The 17,862-nt window shown below is 59.1% G+C and carries 15 protein-coding genes; 9 read left to right on the forward strand and 6 right to left on the reverse strand.

Annotation, left to right across the window (positions count from 1 at the left end; all coding sequences use genetic code 11):
* Positions 1-113 precede the first annotated feature (113 nt).
* The 7 genes from xseA to I4W07_RS03380 all read left to right on the forward strand — a co-directional run bounded on the left by xseA (position 114) and on the right by I4W07_RS03380 (position 7,113).
* Entirely contained in the window at positions 114-1,565 is a 1,452-nt protein-coding gene (gene xseA / locus I4W07_RS03350) for an exodeoxyribonuclease VII large subunit (protein WP_412766503.1), read from the forward strand.
* 42 nt (positions 1,566-1,607) lie between these two features.
* Positions 1,608-1,874 carry an exodeoxyribonuclease VII small subunit gene (gene xseB, locus I4W07_RS03355; protein ID WP_006234311.1) on the forward strand — a complete coding sequence of 89 codons (267 nt, stop codon included), beginning with the start codon at positions 1,608-1,610 and terminating at the stop codon, positions 1,872-1,874.
* Between the two features lie 49 nt (positions 1,875-1,923).
* Positions 1,924-2,259 carry a histidine triad nucleotide-binding protein gene (locus I4W07_RS03360; RefSeq protein ID WP_035137921.1) on the forward strand — a complete coding sequence of 112 codons (336 nt, stop codon included), beginning with the start codon at positions 1,924-1,926 and terminating at the stop codon, positions 2,257-2,259.
* A gap of 41 nt (positions 2,260-2,300) precedes the next feature.
* A complete protein-coding gene (locus tag I4W07_RS03365; protein WP_196025611.1) occupies positions 2,301-3,191 on the forward strand; it encodes a LysR family transcriptional regulator in 891 nt (296 codons plus the stop codon).
* A 119-nt stretch (positions 3,192-3,310) separates the two neighbouring features.
* Positions 3,311-4,471 carry an MFS transporter gene (locus I4W07_RS03370; RefSeq protein WP_196025612.1) on the forward strand — a complete coding sequence of 387 codons (1,161 nt, stop codon included), beginning with the start codon at positions 3,311-3,313 and terminating at the stop codon, positions 4,469-4,471.
* Positions 4,472-4,591: 120 nt separating this feature from the next.
* Positions 4,592-5,770: an acetate/propionate family kinase gene (locus I4W07_RS03375; protein ID WP_196025613.1), complete on the forward strand. Its 1,179-nt coding sequence runs from the start codon at positions 4,592-4,594 to the stop codon at positions 5,768-5,770.
* Between the two features lie 164 nt (positions 5,771-5,934).
* Positions 5,935-7,113 (forward strand): acetate/propionate family kinase, encoded by a 1,179-nt coding sequence (locus I4W07_RS03380; protein WP_117820680.1) that lies wholly within the window; start codon positions 5,935-5,937, stop codon positions 7,111-7,113.
* Between the two features lie 98 nt (positions 7,114-7,211).
* On the opposite strand, the gene pta is transcribed toward I4W07_RS03380, so the two are convergent.
* Positions 7,212-8,192 (reverse strand): phosphate acetyltransferase, encoded by a 981-nt coding sequence (pta, locus tag I4W07_RS03385; protein ID WP_006234296.1) that lies wholly within the window; start codon positions 8,190-8,192, stop codon positions 7,212-7,214.
* A 231-nt stretch (positions 8,193-8,423) separates the two neighbouring features.
* Here pta and glf point away from each other — a divergent pair, with 231 nt between their 5' ends.
* On the forward strand, positions 8,424-9,626 hold the full coding sequence (gene glf, locus I4W07_RS03390; protein ID WP_196025614.1) for a UDP-galactopyranose mutase: 1,203 nt from the start codon (positions 8,424-8,426) through the stop codon (positions 9,624-9,626).
* The gene (locus tag I4W07_RS03395; protein WP_196025615.1) at positions 9,619-10,650 is read left to right on the forward strand and encodes a glycosyltransferase family 2 protein; all 1,032 of its coding nucleotides are present in this window, start codon (positions 9,619-9,621) and stop codon (positions 10,648-10,650) included. The genes glf and I4W07_RS03395 overlap by 8 nt, the downstream gene beginning before the upstream one ends.
* Positions 10,651-11,019: 369 nt before the next feature.
* Here I4W07_RS03395 and I4W07_RS03400 read toward each other — a convergent pair whose 3' ends face one another.
* From I4W07_RS03400 to ppk1, 5 genes are all read right to left on the reverse strand, one after another.
* On the reverse strand, positions 11,020-12,021 hold the full coding sequence (locus I4W07_RS03400; RefSeq protein ID WP_195361190.1) for a P1 family peptidase: 1,002 nt from the start codon (positions 12,019-12,021) through the stop codon (positions 11,020-11,022).
* 101 nt (positions 12,022-12,122) lie between these two features.
* Positions 12,123-12,704 carry a Maf family protein gene (locus tag I4W07_RS03405; RefSeq protein WP_195361189.1) on the reverse strand — a complete coding sequence of 194 codons (582 nt, stop codon included), beginning with the start codon at positions 12,702-12,704 and terminating at the stop codon, positions 12,123-12,125.
* Positions 12,701-13,243, reverse strand: coding sequence for a DJ-1 family glyoxalase III (locus I4W07_RS03410; RefSeq protein ID WP_195361188.1), 543 nt, complete (start codon positions 13,241-13,243; stop codon positions 12,701-12,703). Before I4W07_RS03410 ends, I4W07_RS03405 begins: the two co-directional genes overlap by 4 nt.
* Before the next feature lie 178 nt (positions 13,244-13,421).
* On the reverse strand, positions 13,422-14,750 hold the full coding sequence (rlmD, locus tag I4W07_RS03415) for a 23S rRNA (uracil(1939)-C(5))-methyltransferase RlmD (protein WP_195403982.1): 1,329 nt from the start codon (positions 14,748-14,750) through the stop codon (positions 13,422-13,424).
* 98 nt (positions 14,751-14,848) lie between these two features.
* Positions 14,849-17,251 carry a polyphosphate kinase 1 gene (ppk1, locus tag I4W07_RS03420; RefSeq protein WP_230317455.1) on the reverse strand — a complete coding sequence of 801 codons (2,403 nt, stop codon included), beginning with the start codon at positions 17,249-17,251 and terminating at the stop codon, positions 14,849-14,851.
* Positions 17,252-17,862 lie beyond the last annotated feature (611 nt).

The raw sequence follows: 17,862 nt of genomic DNA on the forward strand, positions 1-17,862 counted from the left end.
AATGGGACAGGCAGGCGCCGCGGGGATTCGTGTCCTCGCGGCGCTGTACTATGTGTTGGACTTAATTTCGCACGGGGCCGGAGTCTCTGTGCTCGATAACGAAAGGAGGCTGCGTGGCAGGCTGGAATCTGACCGGCAATACCGTTTCCGCCGAGTTCGACGGATCGGATGAGCAGGAGCGCAAAGAGCTCAGCGTGAGCCAAGCGGTGGAGATCGCCGCCGGCGCACTCGACGCCATTCCGCAGCTGAGCGTTTTGGGTGAGGTCACGGGCTTCCGTGGCCCCAATGCCCGAAGCGGCCACTGCTACTTCCAGATTAAAGACGACTCGGCCGCCGTCGACTGCATCATCTGGAAGGGCGCCTATCTCAAGCGTACCTTCGATCTGCGTGACGGCATGCAGGTGAGCTTTAAGGGCAGCTTCAACCTCTATAAGGCCACAGGCCGCATGAGCTTTGTCGCTCGCTCGTTTTCGCTGGCGGGGGAGGGTCTGCTGCGTCAACAAGTGGCGCAACTGGCCGAAAAGCTACGCCGCGAGGGCCTGATGGACGAAGCGCGCAAGCGCCGCATCCCGGTGTTCTGCTCCCGCGTGGCGGTCGTCACCTCGCTTTCCGGTGCGGTAATCGACGACGTCAAGCGTACATTGCGTCGGCGCAATCCGTTCGTCGAGCTTGTCTGCGTGGGCGCCAAGGTTCAAGGCGAGGGTGCGCCGGCCGAGCTTATTGAGGGCCTGCGCCGTGCCGCCGCCATCACGCCAGCGCCCGACTGCATCTTGCTGGTGCGCGGCGGCGGATCCTTCGAGGACCTCATGACCTTTAATGACGAGGAGCTTGCCCGTGCGGTGGCGGCTTGTCCTGTGCCCGTGGTGACCGGCATTGGCCATGAGCCCGATACCTCGATATGCGACATGGTGAGCGACCGCCGCGTCTCCACGCCCACGGCGGCGGCAGAATCGGTGGCGCCGGCTATGACGGAGTTGGCCGATGTGCTCGAGGCGCGCCATCAGCGTCTGGGTGCCGCGATGGCATCGATGATTGGGTCGGCCCAGGTCGACCTGGAGATGCTCGATCAGCGCGGTCGCCGCGCCTGGGATACCTATACGGCCCGTCTGGGCGATGCACTCGATGCCGCCGCATGCCGCCCGTGCCTCAACGACCCCACATTTATGGTCGAGCGTCGCGAGTCTGAGCTTGCCCTGACGGCCGATCGCCTGTCGGGCGCCATAGCGCGCTCGGTCGGGACATTCCGCTCCAACTTTGAGCACCTGCCCGAGCGTCTGGTTGCAAGCACCTCGGGGCTCGATGGCAAGCGCCATGCGCTCACGCTTGCGAGTTCCCGTCTGGAGCATCAGGGACGTATGATGCTCAGCAAGCCCGCGTCCGACCTGGGCCGAGCCGCCGCGTCGCTCGATGCCCTGTCGCCGCTCAAGGTGCTTGCCCGTGGCTATTCCATCGCGTACAGCGATGATGGTGTGGCTACGAGCGCCAAGACCTTTAAGCCCGGCGATGCCATTCGTGTGCGCATGGCAGACGGCAACGTGGCAGCAACGGTTGATGCGGTTGAGTAGGCCGCGTTTCATAGCGATAAACCTTTAGGAAAGGAAACAGATATGGCAGAGAAAACCCCGGTCGAGCAGCTTACGTACAAGCAGGCTTCGCAGGAGTTGGAGCTCATCATCCGCAGCTTGGAGTCGGGCGATATGGAGCTCGAGGAGTCGCTCGAGAGCTATACCCGCGGCGTAGAGCTCCTCAAGAGCCTGCGCACCCGCCTGTCCGATGCCGAGCAGAAGGTCTCGGTGCTTCTTAAGGACGTCGACGGCAACGACGTGCTCGCCGACGGCGAAGCCGCCAACACCGACGACAACCTCTCGTTCTAACCATCCTGACCAAATATAATTACCTTGGTCTGTGAGAAAGGAACCAACCATGTGTGATTGCATCTTCTGCAAAATCGCCAACCACGAGATCCCCTCGACCGTTGTCTATGAGGACGACCAGGTCATCGCGTTCGACGACCTCAATCCCCAGGCGCCGGTCCACACGCTCGTGATCCCCAAGAAGCACTACAGCGACATCGCCGACAACGTGCCTGCCGAGACCATGGGCGCCATGGCCCACGCCATCCAAGAGGTCGCTAAGGCCAAGGGCCTGGAGGACGGTTTCCGCGTCATCTCCAACAAGGGCGTCAATGCCGGCCAGACCGTCATGCACTTCCACATGCACGTCCTCGGCGGCAAGAACCTGGGCGAGAACCTCATCTGAGGACGCACAGCCCGTCGCCTTGGCTGCCTTTGGAGTAACCTATGCAGCTTTCTCAACTCGAATACCTTCAAGCGGTAGCGAACTACGGCGGCGTGCGCAAAGCGGCTCGCGCCGTTCACGTGAGCCCACAGGCCGTTTCGTCGGCAATCAAAAAGTTGGAATCTGAGTATCAGATTGTTTTGCTCGACCGATCGGCGGGGGAGGCTGTTTTGTCTCCGGCGGGCAGAGAATTTGCGCGTCGTGCACGCGTGATCCTGGCACAAGTCGACGATCTCAAAAAGTACGCTCAATCGGGGAACGGTGGCGTTTCGCCCGACGGCCACTTTCGTCTTTACGCCCCCTGTCTTCACGGGCGGGGGCGTCTTTTTGCCGAAAACTGGTACGACTCGTTTGAAAGCTCGCACCCCCAGATTCACCTTGATGTTTGGCATCAGCCAACGGCCACATGCTTTGAATCACTTGTGCTTGGCATTTCGGATGCGGCCATCTCATTTGAGGAGCCAAGGGACAGTGTCCTTTCTTCGAAATACTTGGGTGAAAAGGAGCTCAAGGTTCTTTCTTGCCCAGCGGGTCATCAATCTGTGGGCGCTATGACCGTTCGTGAGTTACTGGGCGGCAGGTTAGCTGTTCCCATTAATTTGTCGCCCTGTCTCAATGCAATCAATCAATGCCCCGAAGCTCAGCTGGTTAATTTCCGCTTTCGCGATGTCGAATACGGAAACAGGGCACAGGCTGAGTTTCTTCAGGCCGGGGGATTGATATTGAGTTTTTCTGGCTCTTCTCTCGCATCAGATGGACTGGAAGTGAGCGAGTGCTCCATTGAAGGCTCGCATGACGTAGCCTTGCCCATCTACTTTTGCTATCGACAAAATGTCTGGACCGATCGACACCAGACGGTATTTCTTCACCTATTGCGTCACCTTGCTTCGTGAGGTCATTTGGCCTCGTGGCGTCAAGTGAATGTTGACGCCTTGTAACACATGACTGACGGCTCTGCCCTCATGCTTTTCCAAGATTTCGGTTTGGGTTATTGGCTCTTGGAGGGCGGAGCATGAACGATCGTACGATTTTGCTTTATATGACGTTTGTTTTTCTGTCGAACTTCAGCACCATTTTGTATTTTCTGACGGTTTACCTTGAATTCGTCGGATTCTCGATGGTGGCGATTTCTAGCATGATGATTGCATATCAAGTGAGCAAGTTCATCCTTGAAGTTCCCACTGGCTATATTGCCGATAGGTTTGGACGAAAGACAAGTGGTCTCGTTGGCGTCGTGGGGATGCTTGGATACTATGTCGCCCTGCTTCTCGTCCGTTCTCCTCTGCTTTTAATCGGCGCGTTTGCTCTCAAAGGTTTTGCCGTTGCATGTATGAGCGGATCCATAGAAGCGATTTACATTGACAGCGTCTCTCAGGACCAGCTCGTAAGACTTAATGTCGTTGAGCGATTCATCTTCTATGTGTCTTATGCCCTCTCCGCTTGTGTGGGCGGTTTCATTTCGTCCGCTGGCGCGTATCTCATTGGGCTTTCGGTCGATATCATCGCAATGGTGCTGACATTGGTTGTCGTTGTCTGTATTCCTGAGGTGAGAAGAGAGGGCACCGCGGTGACACCTGAGTATGGAATTAGCCCGAAGATGATCGGTGCTGCTATTGCGGGTAATGGCATTCTTCGGTCAGCGTTCATCATGGACTGTTCTCAAGCATTTGCTTTTGTCGCCCTGGAAGACTTTTTCTCACTGTTGCTTGCGGGTCGCGGAATGAATGCCGTCGCTTCGGGTGTGATCATTGCGGTCCAGCTCCTTGCCTCGGCCTCCATGGGGCTTATTGTGCCCAGTGTGATTGCTCATGTCGACAAGGGCCGTTTTGCGCGTATTTGCGGCATCGTGCGCCTTTCCCTGACTGCTCTATTTTTGATTCCCTTTACTCCGGTCTATTTGCTGCCCGTGTTCTATGTGTTGCAGACGGTCGCCTACTCGTTATTTGCTCCAATTAAATACTCAATTTTTCAAAATGCTGTCGATTCATCGATGCGCTGTTCACTGATTTCGGTTCAAAGCCAGATGGTGGCGGTGGGTGCTGTTCTTTTCTATCTGCTCAACTCTGTGCTGAGTAGCGTTGCGGGCATTCGAGTCGTATTGCTTGTTGCGCTCGGGATTTCTTCCCTGGTGTATATCCCTGCGCTATTTCGTCTTACAAGTCAAAGGCCATGAGTATTTAGGCACCGATAACTTATATATCAACGCAATAAACCCGAGCGCGAGGGCGTTTGGGTTTATTATTGAAGCGTATGTAACCTGGCGGTGCCACACCGCCTGTTAGTAGGGAGACACATGAACGTTCTGGTCGTCAACGCAGGATCTTCGACCCTTAAGTATCAGGTCATCGATACCAAGTCCCGCAAGGTGTCCGCAAAGGGCTCCTGCGAGCGCGTCTGCTTTACCGGCGGTACCTTCACCCACGCTGCCAACGGTTCCAAGAAGGTGACCGAGAACATCGAGTTCCCCGACCACAAGGTCGCCATCGAGGTCGTTCTGAAGGACCTCGAGGCCAACGGCGTCAAGATCGAGGGCATTGGTCACCGTATCGTTCAGGGTGGCTGGTACTTCGGCGATTCCTCCCTCGTCGACGAGGACGTCCTCGCCAAGATCCGCGAGGTCGCTCCGCTGGCGCCGCTGCACAACAACCCCGAGGCCAACGTTATCGAGTACTGCCTGGAGCAGTATCCCGACCTGCCCAACGTCACGGTCTACGACACCGCTTTCCACTTCAACATGCCCGAGGTCGCCAAGACTTACGCCCTGCCCAAGGACGTCTGCGACAAGCTGCACATCCGTAAGTACGGCGCCCACGGCACCAGCTACCGTTACATCTCCAAGAAGGTCGCCGAGATGACCAACGGCGAGGCTCGCAAGGTCGTCGTGTGCCATATCGGCTCCGGCGCTTCCCTGTGCGCCATCGAGGACGGCAAGTGCATGGACACCACCATGGGCCTCACCCCGCTCGACGGCGTCATGATGGGCACCCGCTGCGGCTCCATCGACCCGGCTACCGTGTGCTACCTGCAGCGCGAAGGCGGCTACACCTTCGACGAGGTCGATGAGATGATGAACAAGAAGTCCGGCCTTTTGGCTGTGACCGGCGGCAAGACCAACGACTGCCGCAACGTCGAGGAGCTCGCCGCTGCCGGTGACCCCGAGGCTCAGCTCGCCTTCGATATGTTCGTCTACAAGATTGCCGCCAAGGCTGCCGAGATGGCCACTTCCATGTGCGGCATGGACACCCTGGTCTTTACCGCCGGCATCGGCGAGCACGCTCCGGCTGTTCGCGCCGGCGTTGCCGACCGTCTGGCCTTTATGGGCGTCAAGATGGATCATGCGCGCAACGCCCTGCGTGGTGACGGCGCTTGGTGCCTGTCTGCCAAGGATTCCAAGGTCAAGATTTTCGTCATTCCCACGGACGAGGAGTTCATGATCGCTTCCGACGTCGAGCGCATCGTCAACGGCAAGTAATTGTAAGAGGGGAGGGGCTGGACGACCGAGTGCCGTTCGGCCCTTCTTTTGTGCTCGTTGGGCGATATGCCTGATAGCTATTTATTAAGTTATGATAACTTCTTATTAACATGCGGCCGCCTTAAGGGGTCTGCGTCGACCGTATTGCACTGCAAAGGAGTCTCATGAACGTACTTGTTGTCAACGCCGGCAGCTCAAGCCTCAAATATCAGCTTTTGGATACCGATACCCGCGAGGTTTTCGCCAAGGGCAACTGCGAGCGTATCGGATCGGACATGGGCATCTTTGGCCACTCCGAGAACGGTGGCGCTAAGCAGACCGAGGAGGTCCCTTTCCCCGATCATCGCTCTGCTATCGCTCGCGTGCTCGAGGAGCTCGAGAAGACCGACTTTACGATTGATGGCATTGGGCATCGTATCGTTCAGGGCGGCTGGCACTTCGATGATTCCGCGGTTGTCGACGACGAGGTTATGGCCAAGATTCTTGAGGTGGCACCGCTTGCTCCGCTGCACAACTACGGCGAGGCCGCAGCGATTGAGTATTGCCGTGAGAAGTATCCGGAGCTGCCCAACGTGGCGGTCTTCGACACCTCGTTCCACATGACCATGCCCGAGGTTGCCTACACCTACGCGCTGCCCAAGGACGTTTGCGACAAGTACCACGTGCGCAAGTACGGCGCCCACGGCACGAGCCACCGCTATGAGTGGATGATGGCCAAGGAGATCCTGGGTTCGCGCTGCCACCGCCTGCTTTCGTGCCATCTGGGCAACGGTGCTTCGCTCGCTGCTATCGAGGACGGCGTGTGCCGCGACACCACGATGGGTCTCACGCCGCTCGATGGCCTGATGATGGGCACCCGTTGTGGTTCCATCGACCCGGCCACCGTGTGCTACCTGCAGCGCGAGGGCGGCTACAGCTACCAGGAAGTCGATGACATGATGAACAAGCAGTCTGGTCTGCTTGCCATCTCGGGCATCTCCAACGACGCCCGCGACATCCGCACGCGCGCCTCCGAGGGCGACGAGCGCTGCCTGCTCGCCTTCGATATGTTCGCCTACAAGGCTATGCAGCAGGCCGGTTCCATGATCGCTTCCATGGCGGGCGTGGACACCATCACCTTTACCGCCGGCATCGGCGAGAACGACTGGTCGATCCGCAAGGCCTTCTGCGACTGCTTTGAGTGGCTGGGCGTACGCATCGACAACAACAAGAACCGCGAGGCTGTGGGCAACGGCCCGCAGGTTATCAGTGCCGCCGGTTCCGCCGTCACGGTCATGGTCATCCCCACCGACGAGGAATACATGATCGCCCACGACGTCGAGCGCCTGACCAAGAACAACTAACGCGCGCATTTGCAAGTAAACGAAAGGCCTCCAGAGCAACAGCTCCGGAGGCCTTTTTGCTAGCAGGTGGAAATTCCTGTCCCGAGGGGATATGTCCGCTACTCAGCCATCTGAGCCTGGACGGCGGTGATGGCCACGACACCCACGATGTCGTCAGCAGAGCAGCCGCGCGACAGATCGTTGACCGGCTTGGCGATGCCCTGCAGGATGGGGCCGTAGGCGTCGGCGCCGGCGAAGCGCTGGACCAGCTTGTAGCCGATGTTGCCGGCCTCGAGGTCGGGGAACACGAGCACGTTGGCCTTGCCGGCAACGGAGGAGCCGGGAGCCTTGAGCTGGGCGACGGTGGGGACAATAGCGGCATCGAGCTGCAGGTCGCCGTCGATGGCGAGCTCGGGAGCCTTCTCCTTGCAGAACTTCACAGCCTCCTGGACCTTCTTGGCGACCTCGCCGCCAGCGGAGCCCATGGTGGAGTAGGAGAGCATGGCCACGTGCGGCTCAACGTTGCCCATGAAGGTGGACCAGGAGTGAGCGGAGGCGATGGCGATCTCGGAGAGCTCGTCGGAGGACGGGTTGATGTTGAGGCCGCAGTCGGCGAAGATCAGCGTGCCGTCAGTGCCGAACTGCGGGGTGTCGGTGCACATCACGAAGAAGGCCGAGACCAGCTTGGTGCCCGGGGCGGTCTTGAGGATCTGAAGCGCGGGGCGCAGGGTGTCGGCGGTGGAGTGGCAGGCGCCGGAGACCAGGCCGTCGGCATCGCCCATCTTGACCATCATGGTGCCAAAGTAGGTGGCGTCCATCACCTGGGCGCGAGCCTGCTCGATGGTAACGCCCTTCTTGGCGCGGAGCTCGGCAAACTTCTGCGCGTACTCCTCGTGCTTCTCGGCATTGCGCGGGTCGATGACGGTAGCGCCGGGAACGTTGATCTCGTCGGGGTTGCCCAGGATGACGATCTTTGCCAGGCCCTCCTCGATGATTTTGGTGGCCGCGACGATAGTGCGCGGATCCTCGCCCTCGGGCAGGACGATCGTCTTAAGGTCGGCCTTGGCGGCAGACTTCATACGGTTTAGGAAATCGCTCATGTTACTCCTTACAAGCGTTTCGCTAAGCTCCAGGCACCCGGCTGTTCACGAATAAACCCGCTGCTAGCGGGTTTACCTTTCAATTATGTACGCCGCGGTGCTTGAGCTTTCCTTGTGTGGCAAGCTCATTATAGGACGCATTAGCGCTATAATCGCTCTGATAAATATGTCTCGAAGAATGTTCGAGAAAAGCCCAGCTAACGAGCCCGTGGCTTTTGACAAGGAGTATCGATGCAGATTACCTCAGGCCTGCCTGAAGGCTTTAACGCCGGCGCGTACGACATGATTGTCGTCGGTGCTGGATATGCCGGTGCCGTTTGCGCCCGCCGTCTTGCCGAGACCATCGGCTATCGTGTTGCCGTTTTGGAGCGCCGTAGCCACATTGCGGGCAATGCCTATGACTGCACTGACGAGGCCGGAATCCTGATCCACGAGTACGGTCCGCATATCTATCACACTTTTAACGAGCGCGTGCACAATTTCCTGTCGCGCTTTACCAAGTGGACGGATTATCAGCACAAGGTGCTCGCCAACATCAACGGTACCCTTATGCCCGTGCCCTTCAACCATGCGAGTCTCAAGCTCGCCTTTGGTGACGAGCGCGGCGAGGAGCTGTATCAGAAGCTTGTGGAGACCTTTGGCAAGGATGTCAAGGTGCCCATTATGGAGCTGCGTAAGAAGAACGACCCGGATCTTGCCGAGGTCGCCGATTACGTCTACGAGAACGTCTTTTTGCATTACACCATGAAGCAGTGGGGCCAGACGCCCGATCAGATCGATCCCTCGATCACCGGCCGCGTTCCCGTCTTTGTGGGCGATGATGACCGCTACTTCCCGCAAGCTCCCTTCCAGGGCATGCCGCAGGAGGGCTACACGGCGCTCTTTGAGCACATGCTCGACCACGACCTGATCGACGTGTTCTGCGACGTGGACGCCCGTGACCTCTTTGAAATCGACGAGACTACCGTCAAGATCGACGGCAAGGTCTATGGTGGCGAGATCGTCTACACCGGTCCGCTCGATGAGCTGTTCAATCTCGATCTGGGCGCGCTACCGTACCGCACGCTCGACATGAAGTTCGAGACGCTCGATATGGACCAGTTCCAGCCCGTGGGCACCGTCAACTACACCACGAGCGAGGACTACACGCGCATTACCGAGTTCAAGAACATGACCGGTCAGATCCTGCCCGGCAAGACCACCATCATGAAGGAGTATTCCAAGGCCTATACGCCCGGCTCGGGCGAGACGCCGTACTACGCCATTCTTGAGCCCGAGAACCGTGAGCTCTATGAGCGCTATCTTGAGCGCGTCCAGAACCTGACGAACTTCCACCCGGTGGGTCGTCTGGCCGAGTATCGTTACTACGATATGGACGCCGTGACCAATTCCGCCCTCGATCTTTCGGATGAGATTATCGCCTGCTATGCATAAAGTCATAACATTCTGTATTCCCTCGTATAACGCCGCCAAGGACATGGACCATTGCATCACCTCCATCTTGGAGGGGAGCAATTACGCCACCGATATCGAGATTATCGTGGTGGACGACGGCTCCAAGGACGAGACGGCCGCCAAGGCCGACGAGTGGGAGGCGCGTTATCCCGGTATCATTCGCGCGGTACACCAGGAGAACGGCGGCCACGGTATTGCCGTCCTTTCGGGTCAGCGCGAGGCACAGGGCACTTACTACAAGGTCGTCGACTCGGACGACTGGCTCGACGCTGCGGCTCTTTCGACTATGCTGTCGATTCTGCGTGGCTTTGAAGAGCGCGATCAGCGCGTTGACCTGTTTATCTCGAACTACGTGTACGAGAAGGTTTACGAGGGCACGCATACCGCTATTGGCTACAAATTTGCCCTGCCGCGCAAAAAGATCTTTTCCTGGAATCAGATCGGTCATTTCCGCCTGGACCAGAACCTACTCATGCACAGCCTGTGCTATCGCACGGATGTGCTGCGCGAGTCCAACCTTCCCATGCCGCCGCACACGTTCTATGTGGACAACATCTACGCCTATGTGCCGTTGCCGCGTTGCAAGACCATGTACTACGCCGACATCGACCTCTATCGCTACTTTATCGGTCGCGAGGGCCAGAGTGTCAACGAGGCCACGATGGTCAAGCGTCTGGACCAGCAGTTCCGTGTTACGCGTATCATGATGGAGTCGTACCACCTGTACAGCGATGTCGAGTCGTCGCGCCTGCGTTCGTACATGATGGGCTACTTCACCATGATGATGGCGATCTGCTCGGTTCTCACCAAGCTTTCTGAGGAAGATTGCGCCGACGAGCGCCTAAAGACGCTGTGGAATGATTTGAAGGCCTACGACGAGCGCATGTATCGTCGTGCCCGCTACGGCGTGGTCGGGTTCTTCACCAATCTGCGCGGACGGGCCGGAGACAAAACCACACTCGGCCTATACCGTCTTGCCTCAAAGATCTTCAAATTCAACTAGCTGCTGAGTAATCGCTGCTGATAGGTTGACTGGGCCCCTTGGCCTTTAGTTTGCTACTGCGAACAGTCCTGCTCGCACGGAAAGCACATTAAGTGCTTTCCGGTTCGTGCGGAACTTGTATCAAACTAAAGGCCAAGGGGCCTCTGCTATAAATCGATTGTCAGATAGGTGAATTTGAAGATCTTCGACGCGCGGTACACAGGGGCCTGGGCTGAAAAGAATCTGGTTGGTAGGTTGCCCGGTGGGGCTTGGTTATGTTTGTCGCGAGTTCCGCACGAGCCGAAGAGCACTTAATGTGCTCTTCGTGCGAGCCAGGACTGTAGAGCAGCAAACATAACCAAGGCCCACCGGGCAACCGGACGAGCTAGTTTACTTTGCGGCACCGGGGATGCCGTGGGAGGTTTTGGCGGTTTTCGCTCCGTTTACGATGGCAGTTTCCAGGGCCCTTACTGCGAGCATGCCCAGCAGGTCTAGGGGAACGGTGGCGCTTGCCTGGGCGCCCAGTTTGCCGCTGGCGAGGGTGTAGATAGTGTCGCCGTCGTTGGTGGTGTGCGTGGGACGGATGGCGTGTGCGTAGGCGTCTGCAGCCATCTGGGAGACCTTGGTGGCTTGTGCCTTAGTGAGTTCCACGTTGGTGACGATGCAGCTGATGGTGGTGTTGGTGCGGTCGAGCGGCATCTGCATGGATCCGGCGGCGGCAAAGGCTGCGAGTTCCATGTCGACGATCTGGTCGCTATCGGCTGCGGCGCGCATACCGGCGACCCACTCGCCGGTGAAGGGGTCGACAACGTTGCCGCAGGCGTTGACCGAGACCACGGCGCCCACCTTGATGGGGCCGAGCGCCACGGCGGCAGCGCCAAGGCCGGCCTTCATGCAGGTAGCGGGGCCCATGAGCTTACCCACGGTAGCGCCCGTGCCGGCGCCTACGTTGCCCTGTTCGAGCTTGGTGGGGGTGTTGTCGAGTGCTTCGCGCACGGCGGCGATGCCGGCCTCAATGTCGGGGCGAACGGTGGGGTTACCAAAGGCGAGGTCGAAGATACAGCTCGAGCACACGATAGGCACCTGCGTGGGGCCGACGGGAAGGCCGATGCCGCGGCTCTCAAGCTCGCGAGCGACGCCGCTTGCAGCCTCGAGGCCAAAGGCCGATCCGCCCGAAAGGCAGACGGCGTGGACTTTGTCGACGGTGTTCTCAGGTCGCAGCAGGTCGGTTTCGCGCGAAGCGGGAGCACCGCCGCGAACGTCAACACCGCCGGTGGCGCCCTCGGGTGCCACGATTACGGTGCAACCGGTGCCGGCCTCCTCGTCCGTATAGTTGCCATAGCAAAAGCCATCGACATCGCAGACGTCAATGGCCTCGAGCAGTGTATCCATGTTTAACTCCTATCGGTTTTCCGCCGCGCCTTGTGCCCGGTCGGGATCCGTACGGTACGCCAAAATTGTAGGCGCTGGGGGACACCCGGCGCCAGATGCAATTACGAGAGTTTTTGAATGGCACGTGCGACGCGGGCGATGGGTAGGCCCACCACGTTATAGAAGTCGCCCGAAATATCGTTCACGAGCATGCGGCCGCCTGTGCCCTGGATGCCGTAGGCGCCTGCCTTATCCATGGGCTCACCCGAGGCAACGTAGTGCTCGATCTGCTCGTCGGTGAGCTCGTAGAACGTCACGTTGGTCACATCGACAAAGGACAGGCTCTCGGCGGCATGCGGGGCGGCCGTATCGCCTGCCTTAACGATGCAGACGCCGGTTGCGACCTGGTGCGTGCGGCCCGAAAGCTCACGGAGCATGGTGCGCGCCTCGTCCTCGGTTGCTGGCTTGCCCAGAATCTTGCCGTCAAAGGTGACGATGGTGTCGGCCGCGACCGTCAGCTCATTGGGTTCGGCATACTCGGCAGCAACGGCAGCCGCCTTGGCGCGTGCCAAGCGTTCGACAAGCGTGAGCGGGGCCTCGCCATCAAAGGGCGTTTCGTCGATATCCGCGGGAATCACGCGAATGTTGTAGCCTGCCTCGCGCATCAACTCGATGCGGCGCGGCGATTGCGAAGCCAAAATCATAGTTGGATGCCCTCGGCGACCTTCTCGACGGCCTTGTCGCCGGCGAGCGTGCGCAGCAGCTCAAGCGCAAAGGGGAGCGACTGGGCCATGCCGCTGGCGGTGATGATGTTGCCGTCTTGCGTAACCTTCTCGCCGGTATAGGCGCCTTCGGGGAAGCTTTTCTCAAAGCCAGGGAAGCACGTGGCATGGCGTCCCTCGAGCAGGTCGAGCTCGCCCAGGATAAACGGGGCGGCGCAGATGGCGGCGACGTACTTGGTCGCGGCGAACTCGCAGACCACGTCGCAGACGCGCTGATCGGCGCGCAGGTTGGTGGCACCGGGCAGGCCGCCGGGCAGCACGACGCAGTCGTACTCGTCAAAGTCGATCTCATCAAAGAGCGCATCGCAGGTCACGGGGATCTGCAGCGAGCTTACGACCTCACGCGTGGGCATGATCGAGACGAGCGTGGCGCGCACGCCGCCGCGACGCATGACATCGACCATGGTCAAGCATTCAATAGTTTCAAAGCCATCGGCGGCGAGAACGGCAACGCTGGGCATGAGGGTTCCTTTCATAGACGGCATACAATTAGCCGTCTTATACCCCGAAGACCTCCGCTTGCCACGCTCGATTTCCCAATGTTTAAAAAGGGACGGGGATTAAATAATCATTCGGTGCAAATTGATTATTTAATCCCCGTCCCAGAAAAATCATCGGGCGTGGTCTTGGGCAAACAGTCTAGTTGCGCTTGAGGTGGACGACGGTTTCGCAGTGGAAGGTTTGTGGGAACAGGTCGACTGGCGTGATTTTTACGGGGGAGAAGGTGCCTTCCTCGACAAAGCGTTTGAGATCTCGCGCCAGGGTGGCCGGGTCGCAGCTCACGTAGGCGACGTCGCGGGCACTCGTGCTGGCGATAAGGTCGATCGCCTCGGGGGCGAGGCCTGCGCGCGGCGGGTCGACCACCAAGACGTCGGCATCCTGGTCGGGGAACTCGCGTACCGCGTCTCCGCCAATGACGTCGACGTTATCAAGCTTGTTGATCTCCAGGTTACGGCGCAGGTCGCGCACGGCGGGGCCGTAGGCCTCGACGGCGGCGACAAAGTCGCAGCGGCGGGCGAGCGGCAGGGTAAAGGTGCCGGCACCGCAGTACAGGTCCACGGCAAGCTCGTCTTCCTGCGGGTCGAGCGCTTCCATGACAAGCTCGATCAAAATCTCGGCACCCTTGGTGTTGACCTGGAAAAAAGACGGGGCAGACAAGCGCATCTGACCCTCGGCGATATTCTCGGTCCATGAGCCCTCTCCGGCGAGCATTTCGACCTTGGAGACACGGCGGGCCTTCTTTTCGCCCTTGCTCATCACGCGCACGACACTTGTGGGGTGCGCGGCGTCTGCCAACACGCGCGAGACTTGCGAGCGCGGGAAAGAGCCCGTAGGCGTCCAGAGCGCCACCTCGAGTGCCTTGGTGCGACGCGAGGCGCGAATGCCCACGCGCTCAAGGCCCAGGTCGTGGCTGCCGCTCAGATAATTGAGCGCGCCGACGACCGATTTGAGTGCCTTGGGGAAGCGTTTGTCGAACAACGGGCACGAATCGACGGTCACGATCTTGCGAGGATCGACACCGTGCATGCCAAGGCGCACGCGACCGTTGACGACGGTCGGTTCGAGCTCGATTTTATTGCGGTAGCCCCAGTCGTCCTTGGTGTGGCAGATGGGCTGTACCAACTCATCGACCTGCTCAGGAGCGAACTTGCCGATGCGCTCGAGCGTGGAGCGTAGGTTTTGCTCCTTGGCGGCGAGCTGTGCCGTGCGTGAGAGATTGCCCCACGAGCAGCCGCCGCAGATGCCCACGAAGGGGCAGGGAGGCTGAATGCGATCGGGGCTTGGCTCCAGAATCTCGGTGGTGCGGCCACGCATGAACGACTTGCCGTCCTGTACGACCTCGGCCTCGACGGTGTCGCCTGCCACGGCGCCCTGCACAAAGACGGCCTTGCCGTTGTCGGCGTGTGCCAGCCCGTCGGCGCCGTAGGTCATCGATTCTATAGTGAGCTTCATATTCCTGCCTGTCATTCGCGTTGTTGTTCGCACCATGGTAGCAGGGAAAAGCGCCCCGCATCCGAGGCTTTCCTCAAATGCGGGGCGCTTCTACAAACTGCTTCTACAAACGACTATTTCGTCTTGCCGGTAATGAGCGTCTTAAGACCCAGGCCGATCAGGCCCAGGCCTATGCGCACGCGACCGGGGCGATGGCGCTCGATGGCCTTGGTCTTGCCGGCGGGCTTATCGCGACGGGCGCTCGTCTCGGGTGCGGGCTTGGTGACCTGCGGCTCGGGCTGAGGTGCAGGTGCAGGCTCGGGCTCAATGACGGTCGCCTGGACCTCTTGGACCTTGGGTGCTACTGGCTGCGGCTCGGCCTCGGGGGCAGGTTCCGCCTCAATGACGGGCTCGGGCGCGGCCTCGGCGTTGCGATAGGCGCGCTCCAGCAGGGCTTCCTGTGAGTTGAAGGGTTTCTCACCCTCTGCACGCTCCACGGGGACCCAGGTGCCGTCGCTCGTGAGGCTGCGGGCCTTCACGTTGTCGCGCAGCTGCATGCCCATGTACTCGTGCACCAGAGCGCGGCAGGTGGGGTCGAGCACGGGGAAGGCAATCTCCACGCGGTGCTCGGTGTTGCGCGTCATCATGTCTGCCGAGCTCAGGTAAATCATGTCCGAGTCCACGCCGAAAGCATAGACGCGCGCGTGCTCCAAAAAGCGTCCGACGATGGAGCGGACATGCACGTTCTCGGTCTTGCCCGGAACACCGGGCTTGAGGCACGAGATGCCGCGGATGATCATGTCTACGCGCACGCCGGCACACGATGCCTCGGCGATCTTGTCGATAACCTCGCGGTCGGTCAGTGAGTTGAGCTTAAAGAACACGCGGGCGGGCTCGCCGGCAAGGGCGCGCTGGATCTCGCGGTCAAGCCCGCGCATGATGAGCGGTTTCAGTCCGACGGGCGCCACACCCAGGAAGCGGTAGTCGCCGCGCAGGTTGCCCAGCGACAGATTGCGGAAGAACAGGTTGGCGTCTTCACCGATGCCGGGATGGGCTGTCATGAGCATAAAGTCGCTGTAGAGTTTGGCCGTCTTCTCGTTAAAGTTGCCGGTGCCCAAAAGCGTGAGGCGGGTGAGCGCCATGCCCTCGCGATAGGTGAGCTGGCAGATCTTGGAGTGGCACTTAAAGCCTTCGGAGCCGTAGATGACGGTGCAGCCTGCCTCTTCCAGACGCTCGGCCCACTCGATGTTGTTCTGCTCGTCAAAGCGGGCGCGGAGCTCCATGAGCACCGTGACCTCTTTGCCGTTCTCGGCGGCATCGATCAGCGACTCGCATAGGCGGCTCTGCTTGGCCACGCGGTAGAGCGTGATGCGCAACGAGATGCACTCGGGATCGTAGGCTGCCTCGTGTACCAGATCCAGGAACGGATTCATGGCCTCGTAAGGGTAGAAGAGCAGCTTGTCGTGCTGCAGCACCTGCTCGCGGATGGAGCGGGTCATGTCGATGGTGGGATTGGGCTGTGGCTTAAACGGCGTAAAGAGGAGCTCGTTGCGCAGGCGCTCGGGAATCTTGCCCTCAATGCCAAAGACGTAGCCCAGGTTGAGCGGGATATCGCAGGTAAAGACAGAGCGGCGCGAAAGCTCGAGCGCCTTGCGGATAGTCTTGAGCGTCGCCTTCTCGAGCGACCCCGAGACCGCGAGCACTACCGGCTGCAGGCGCAGGCGCTTCTTGAGAATGCGCTTCATGTGCTGGCGGTAGTCCTCTTCCTCTTCGACGCCCTCGCCGTCCGGATCGATGTCGGCGTTGCGGGTGACGCGGATCAGCGCACGATCCAGCGGCTTATAGGAGCCAAAGCAGCTGTCCAGGCAGGCGAGGATGACGTCCTCGAGCAAGATGTAGGAGTAGGTGCCGGTGGGCGAGGGGATCTCGACCACGCGGTTCATCGAGGCGGGAATCTCGATAAGGCCCAGTAGGCTCTCCTCGTCGGTGGCGCCGTCCAGACCACAGGCCAGATAGAGCGCGCCGTTGCGCAGGTTGGGGAAGGGGTGGCGAGGATCGATGACCAGCGGCGAGATGACCGGCGACACGTAGGCCTGGAAGTAGCGGGTTACAAAGGTACGCTCCTCGGGCGTAAGCGAATCGATGTGGGCGCGGTGAACGCCCAAGGTGTCGAGCTTGCCCTCGATGCTCTTAAAGATGGACTCCCAACGGGTAAGGAGCCCGGGCATTTCGGCCATGACAGCATCGACCTGTTCGGAGGCGGTCATATTGCTCTTGTTGTCGACAGGTTGTTTTTTGAGCTCCGCCAGATCGGACAGGCCGCCCACGCGCACCATAAGGAACTCGTCGAGGTTGGACTCGAAGATCGAGACGAACTTTAGTCGCTCGAATAACGGAACGGTTTCGTCGAAGGCTTCGTCGAGCACGCGGTTGTCAAAGCGTAGCCAGCTGAGCTCTCGGTTTTGCGTGTATGAGAAGTCGCGCGGCGGTTTGCGCAGCTTTGCGGCGGCTTGCTTCTTTTCGATTTTGCTCGGCATATGCATCTGTCCGTTCAGTCCCCACAGGGGACGGTAGCCTAACACTATTCACTATTGTCTCAATTTAGTCGACCTGTGGCACGGACGTATTGCGTGAACGGTATCTTTACCTACTTCTTACGCTGCCAAGGCATGCAACTAACTGCCCAACTCGTTTAGAAACAATCTATATCCATACTCAATTGGTGAGGATGTATGAATAAGAATGATTGCGAGCTGAATATAATCGAATCCAAATTGAATCATGAACAAACGACATATATATGCAGAAAACCGTTTTAGCTATGCAATTCCTAAACATGAAAATATTTGTGCAATCTAGCTTAATTCCTTAGAAAAAAGAACATTTACCTTTGAAAACCTGCTTTAGAGAACCGAAGTGCATCATGGGGGAATCATATGAGATATACCGTTCATCGCACTTTGCTGACCGTTCGGGGGCGAGGTAGCATTACGAATGGAATTTGGATATAACTAGAGCTGTCAGCAAGCAGCGTCCCATATGGAGGGGCGCTGATACATTCGGCCAGTAAGGCCCGAAAGAAAGGTAGGAGGCCATGACGAAAGGTCTGCACGTGCCTTCCGAGATCGGCAAGCTCAGGAAGGTCTGC

It is taken from the genome of Collinsella aerofaciens (assembly GCF_015670745.1).
In the GTDB taxonomy this organism is placed as follows: Bacteria; Actinomycetota; Coriobacteriia; order Coriobacteriales; family Coriobacteriaceae; genus Collinsella; species Collinsella aerofaciens_T.

Excerpts from the sequence above, each read along its gene's own strand:
- xseB (WP_006234311.1), top strand. The coding sequence starts at position 1,608 with ATGGCAGAGAAAACCCCGGTCGAGCAGCTTACGTACAAGCAGGCTTCG.
- I4W07_RS03360 (WP_035137921.1), top strand. The coding sequence starts at position 1,924 with ATGTGTGATTGCATCTTCTGCAAAATCGCCAACCACGAGATCCCCTCG.
- I4W07_RS03365 (WP_196025611.1), top strand. The coding sequence starts at position 2,301 with ATGCAGCTTTCTCAACTCGAATACCTTCAAGCGGTAGCGAACTACGGC.
- I4W07_RS03370 (WP_196025612.1), top strand. The coding sequence starts at position 3,311 with ATGAACGATCGTACGATTTTGCTTTATATGACGTTTGTTTTTCTGTCG.
- I4W07_RS03375 (WP_196025613.1), top strand. The coding sequence starts at position 4,592 with ATGAACGTTCTGGTCGTCAACGCAGGATCTTCGACCCTTAAGTATCAG.
- I4W07_RS03380 (WP_117820680.1), top strand. The coding sequence starts at position 5,935 with ATGAACGTACTTGTTGTCAACGCCGGCAGCTCAAGCCTCAAATATCAG.
- pta (WP_006234296.1), bottom strand. The coding sequence starts at position 8,192 with ATGAGCGATTTCCTAAACCGTATGAAGTCTGCCGCCAAGGCCGACCTT.
- glf (WP_196025614.1), top strand. The coding sequence starts at position 8,424 with ATGCAGATTACCTCAGGCCTGCCTGAAGGCTTTAACGCCGGCGCGTAC.
- I4W07_RS03395 (WP_196025615.1), top strand. The coding sequence starts at position 9,619 with ATGCATAAAGTCATAACATTCTGTATTCCCTCGTATAACGCCGCCAAG.
- I4W07_RS03400 (WP_195361190.1), bottom strand. The coding sequence starts at position 12,021 with ATGGATACACTGCTCGAGGCCATTGACGTCTGCGATGTCGATGGCTTT.
- I4W07_RS03405 (WP_195361189.1), bottom strand. The coding sequence starts at position 12,704 with ATGATTTTGGCTTCGCAATCGCCGCGCCGCATCGAGTTGATGCGCGAG.
- I4W07_RS03410 (WP_195361188.1), bottom strand. The coding sequence starts at position 13,243 with ATGCCCAGCGTTGCCGTTCTCGCCGCCGATGGCTTTGAAACTATTGAA.
- rlmD (WP_195403982.1), bottom strand. The coding sequence starts at position 14,750 with ATGACAGGCAGGAATATGAAGCTCACTATAGAATCGATGACCTACGGC.
- ppk1 (WP_230317455.1), bottom strand. The coding sequence starts at position 17,251 with ATGCCGAGCAAAATCGAAAAGAAGCAAGCCGCCGCAAAGCTGCGCAAA.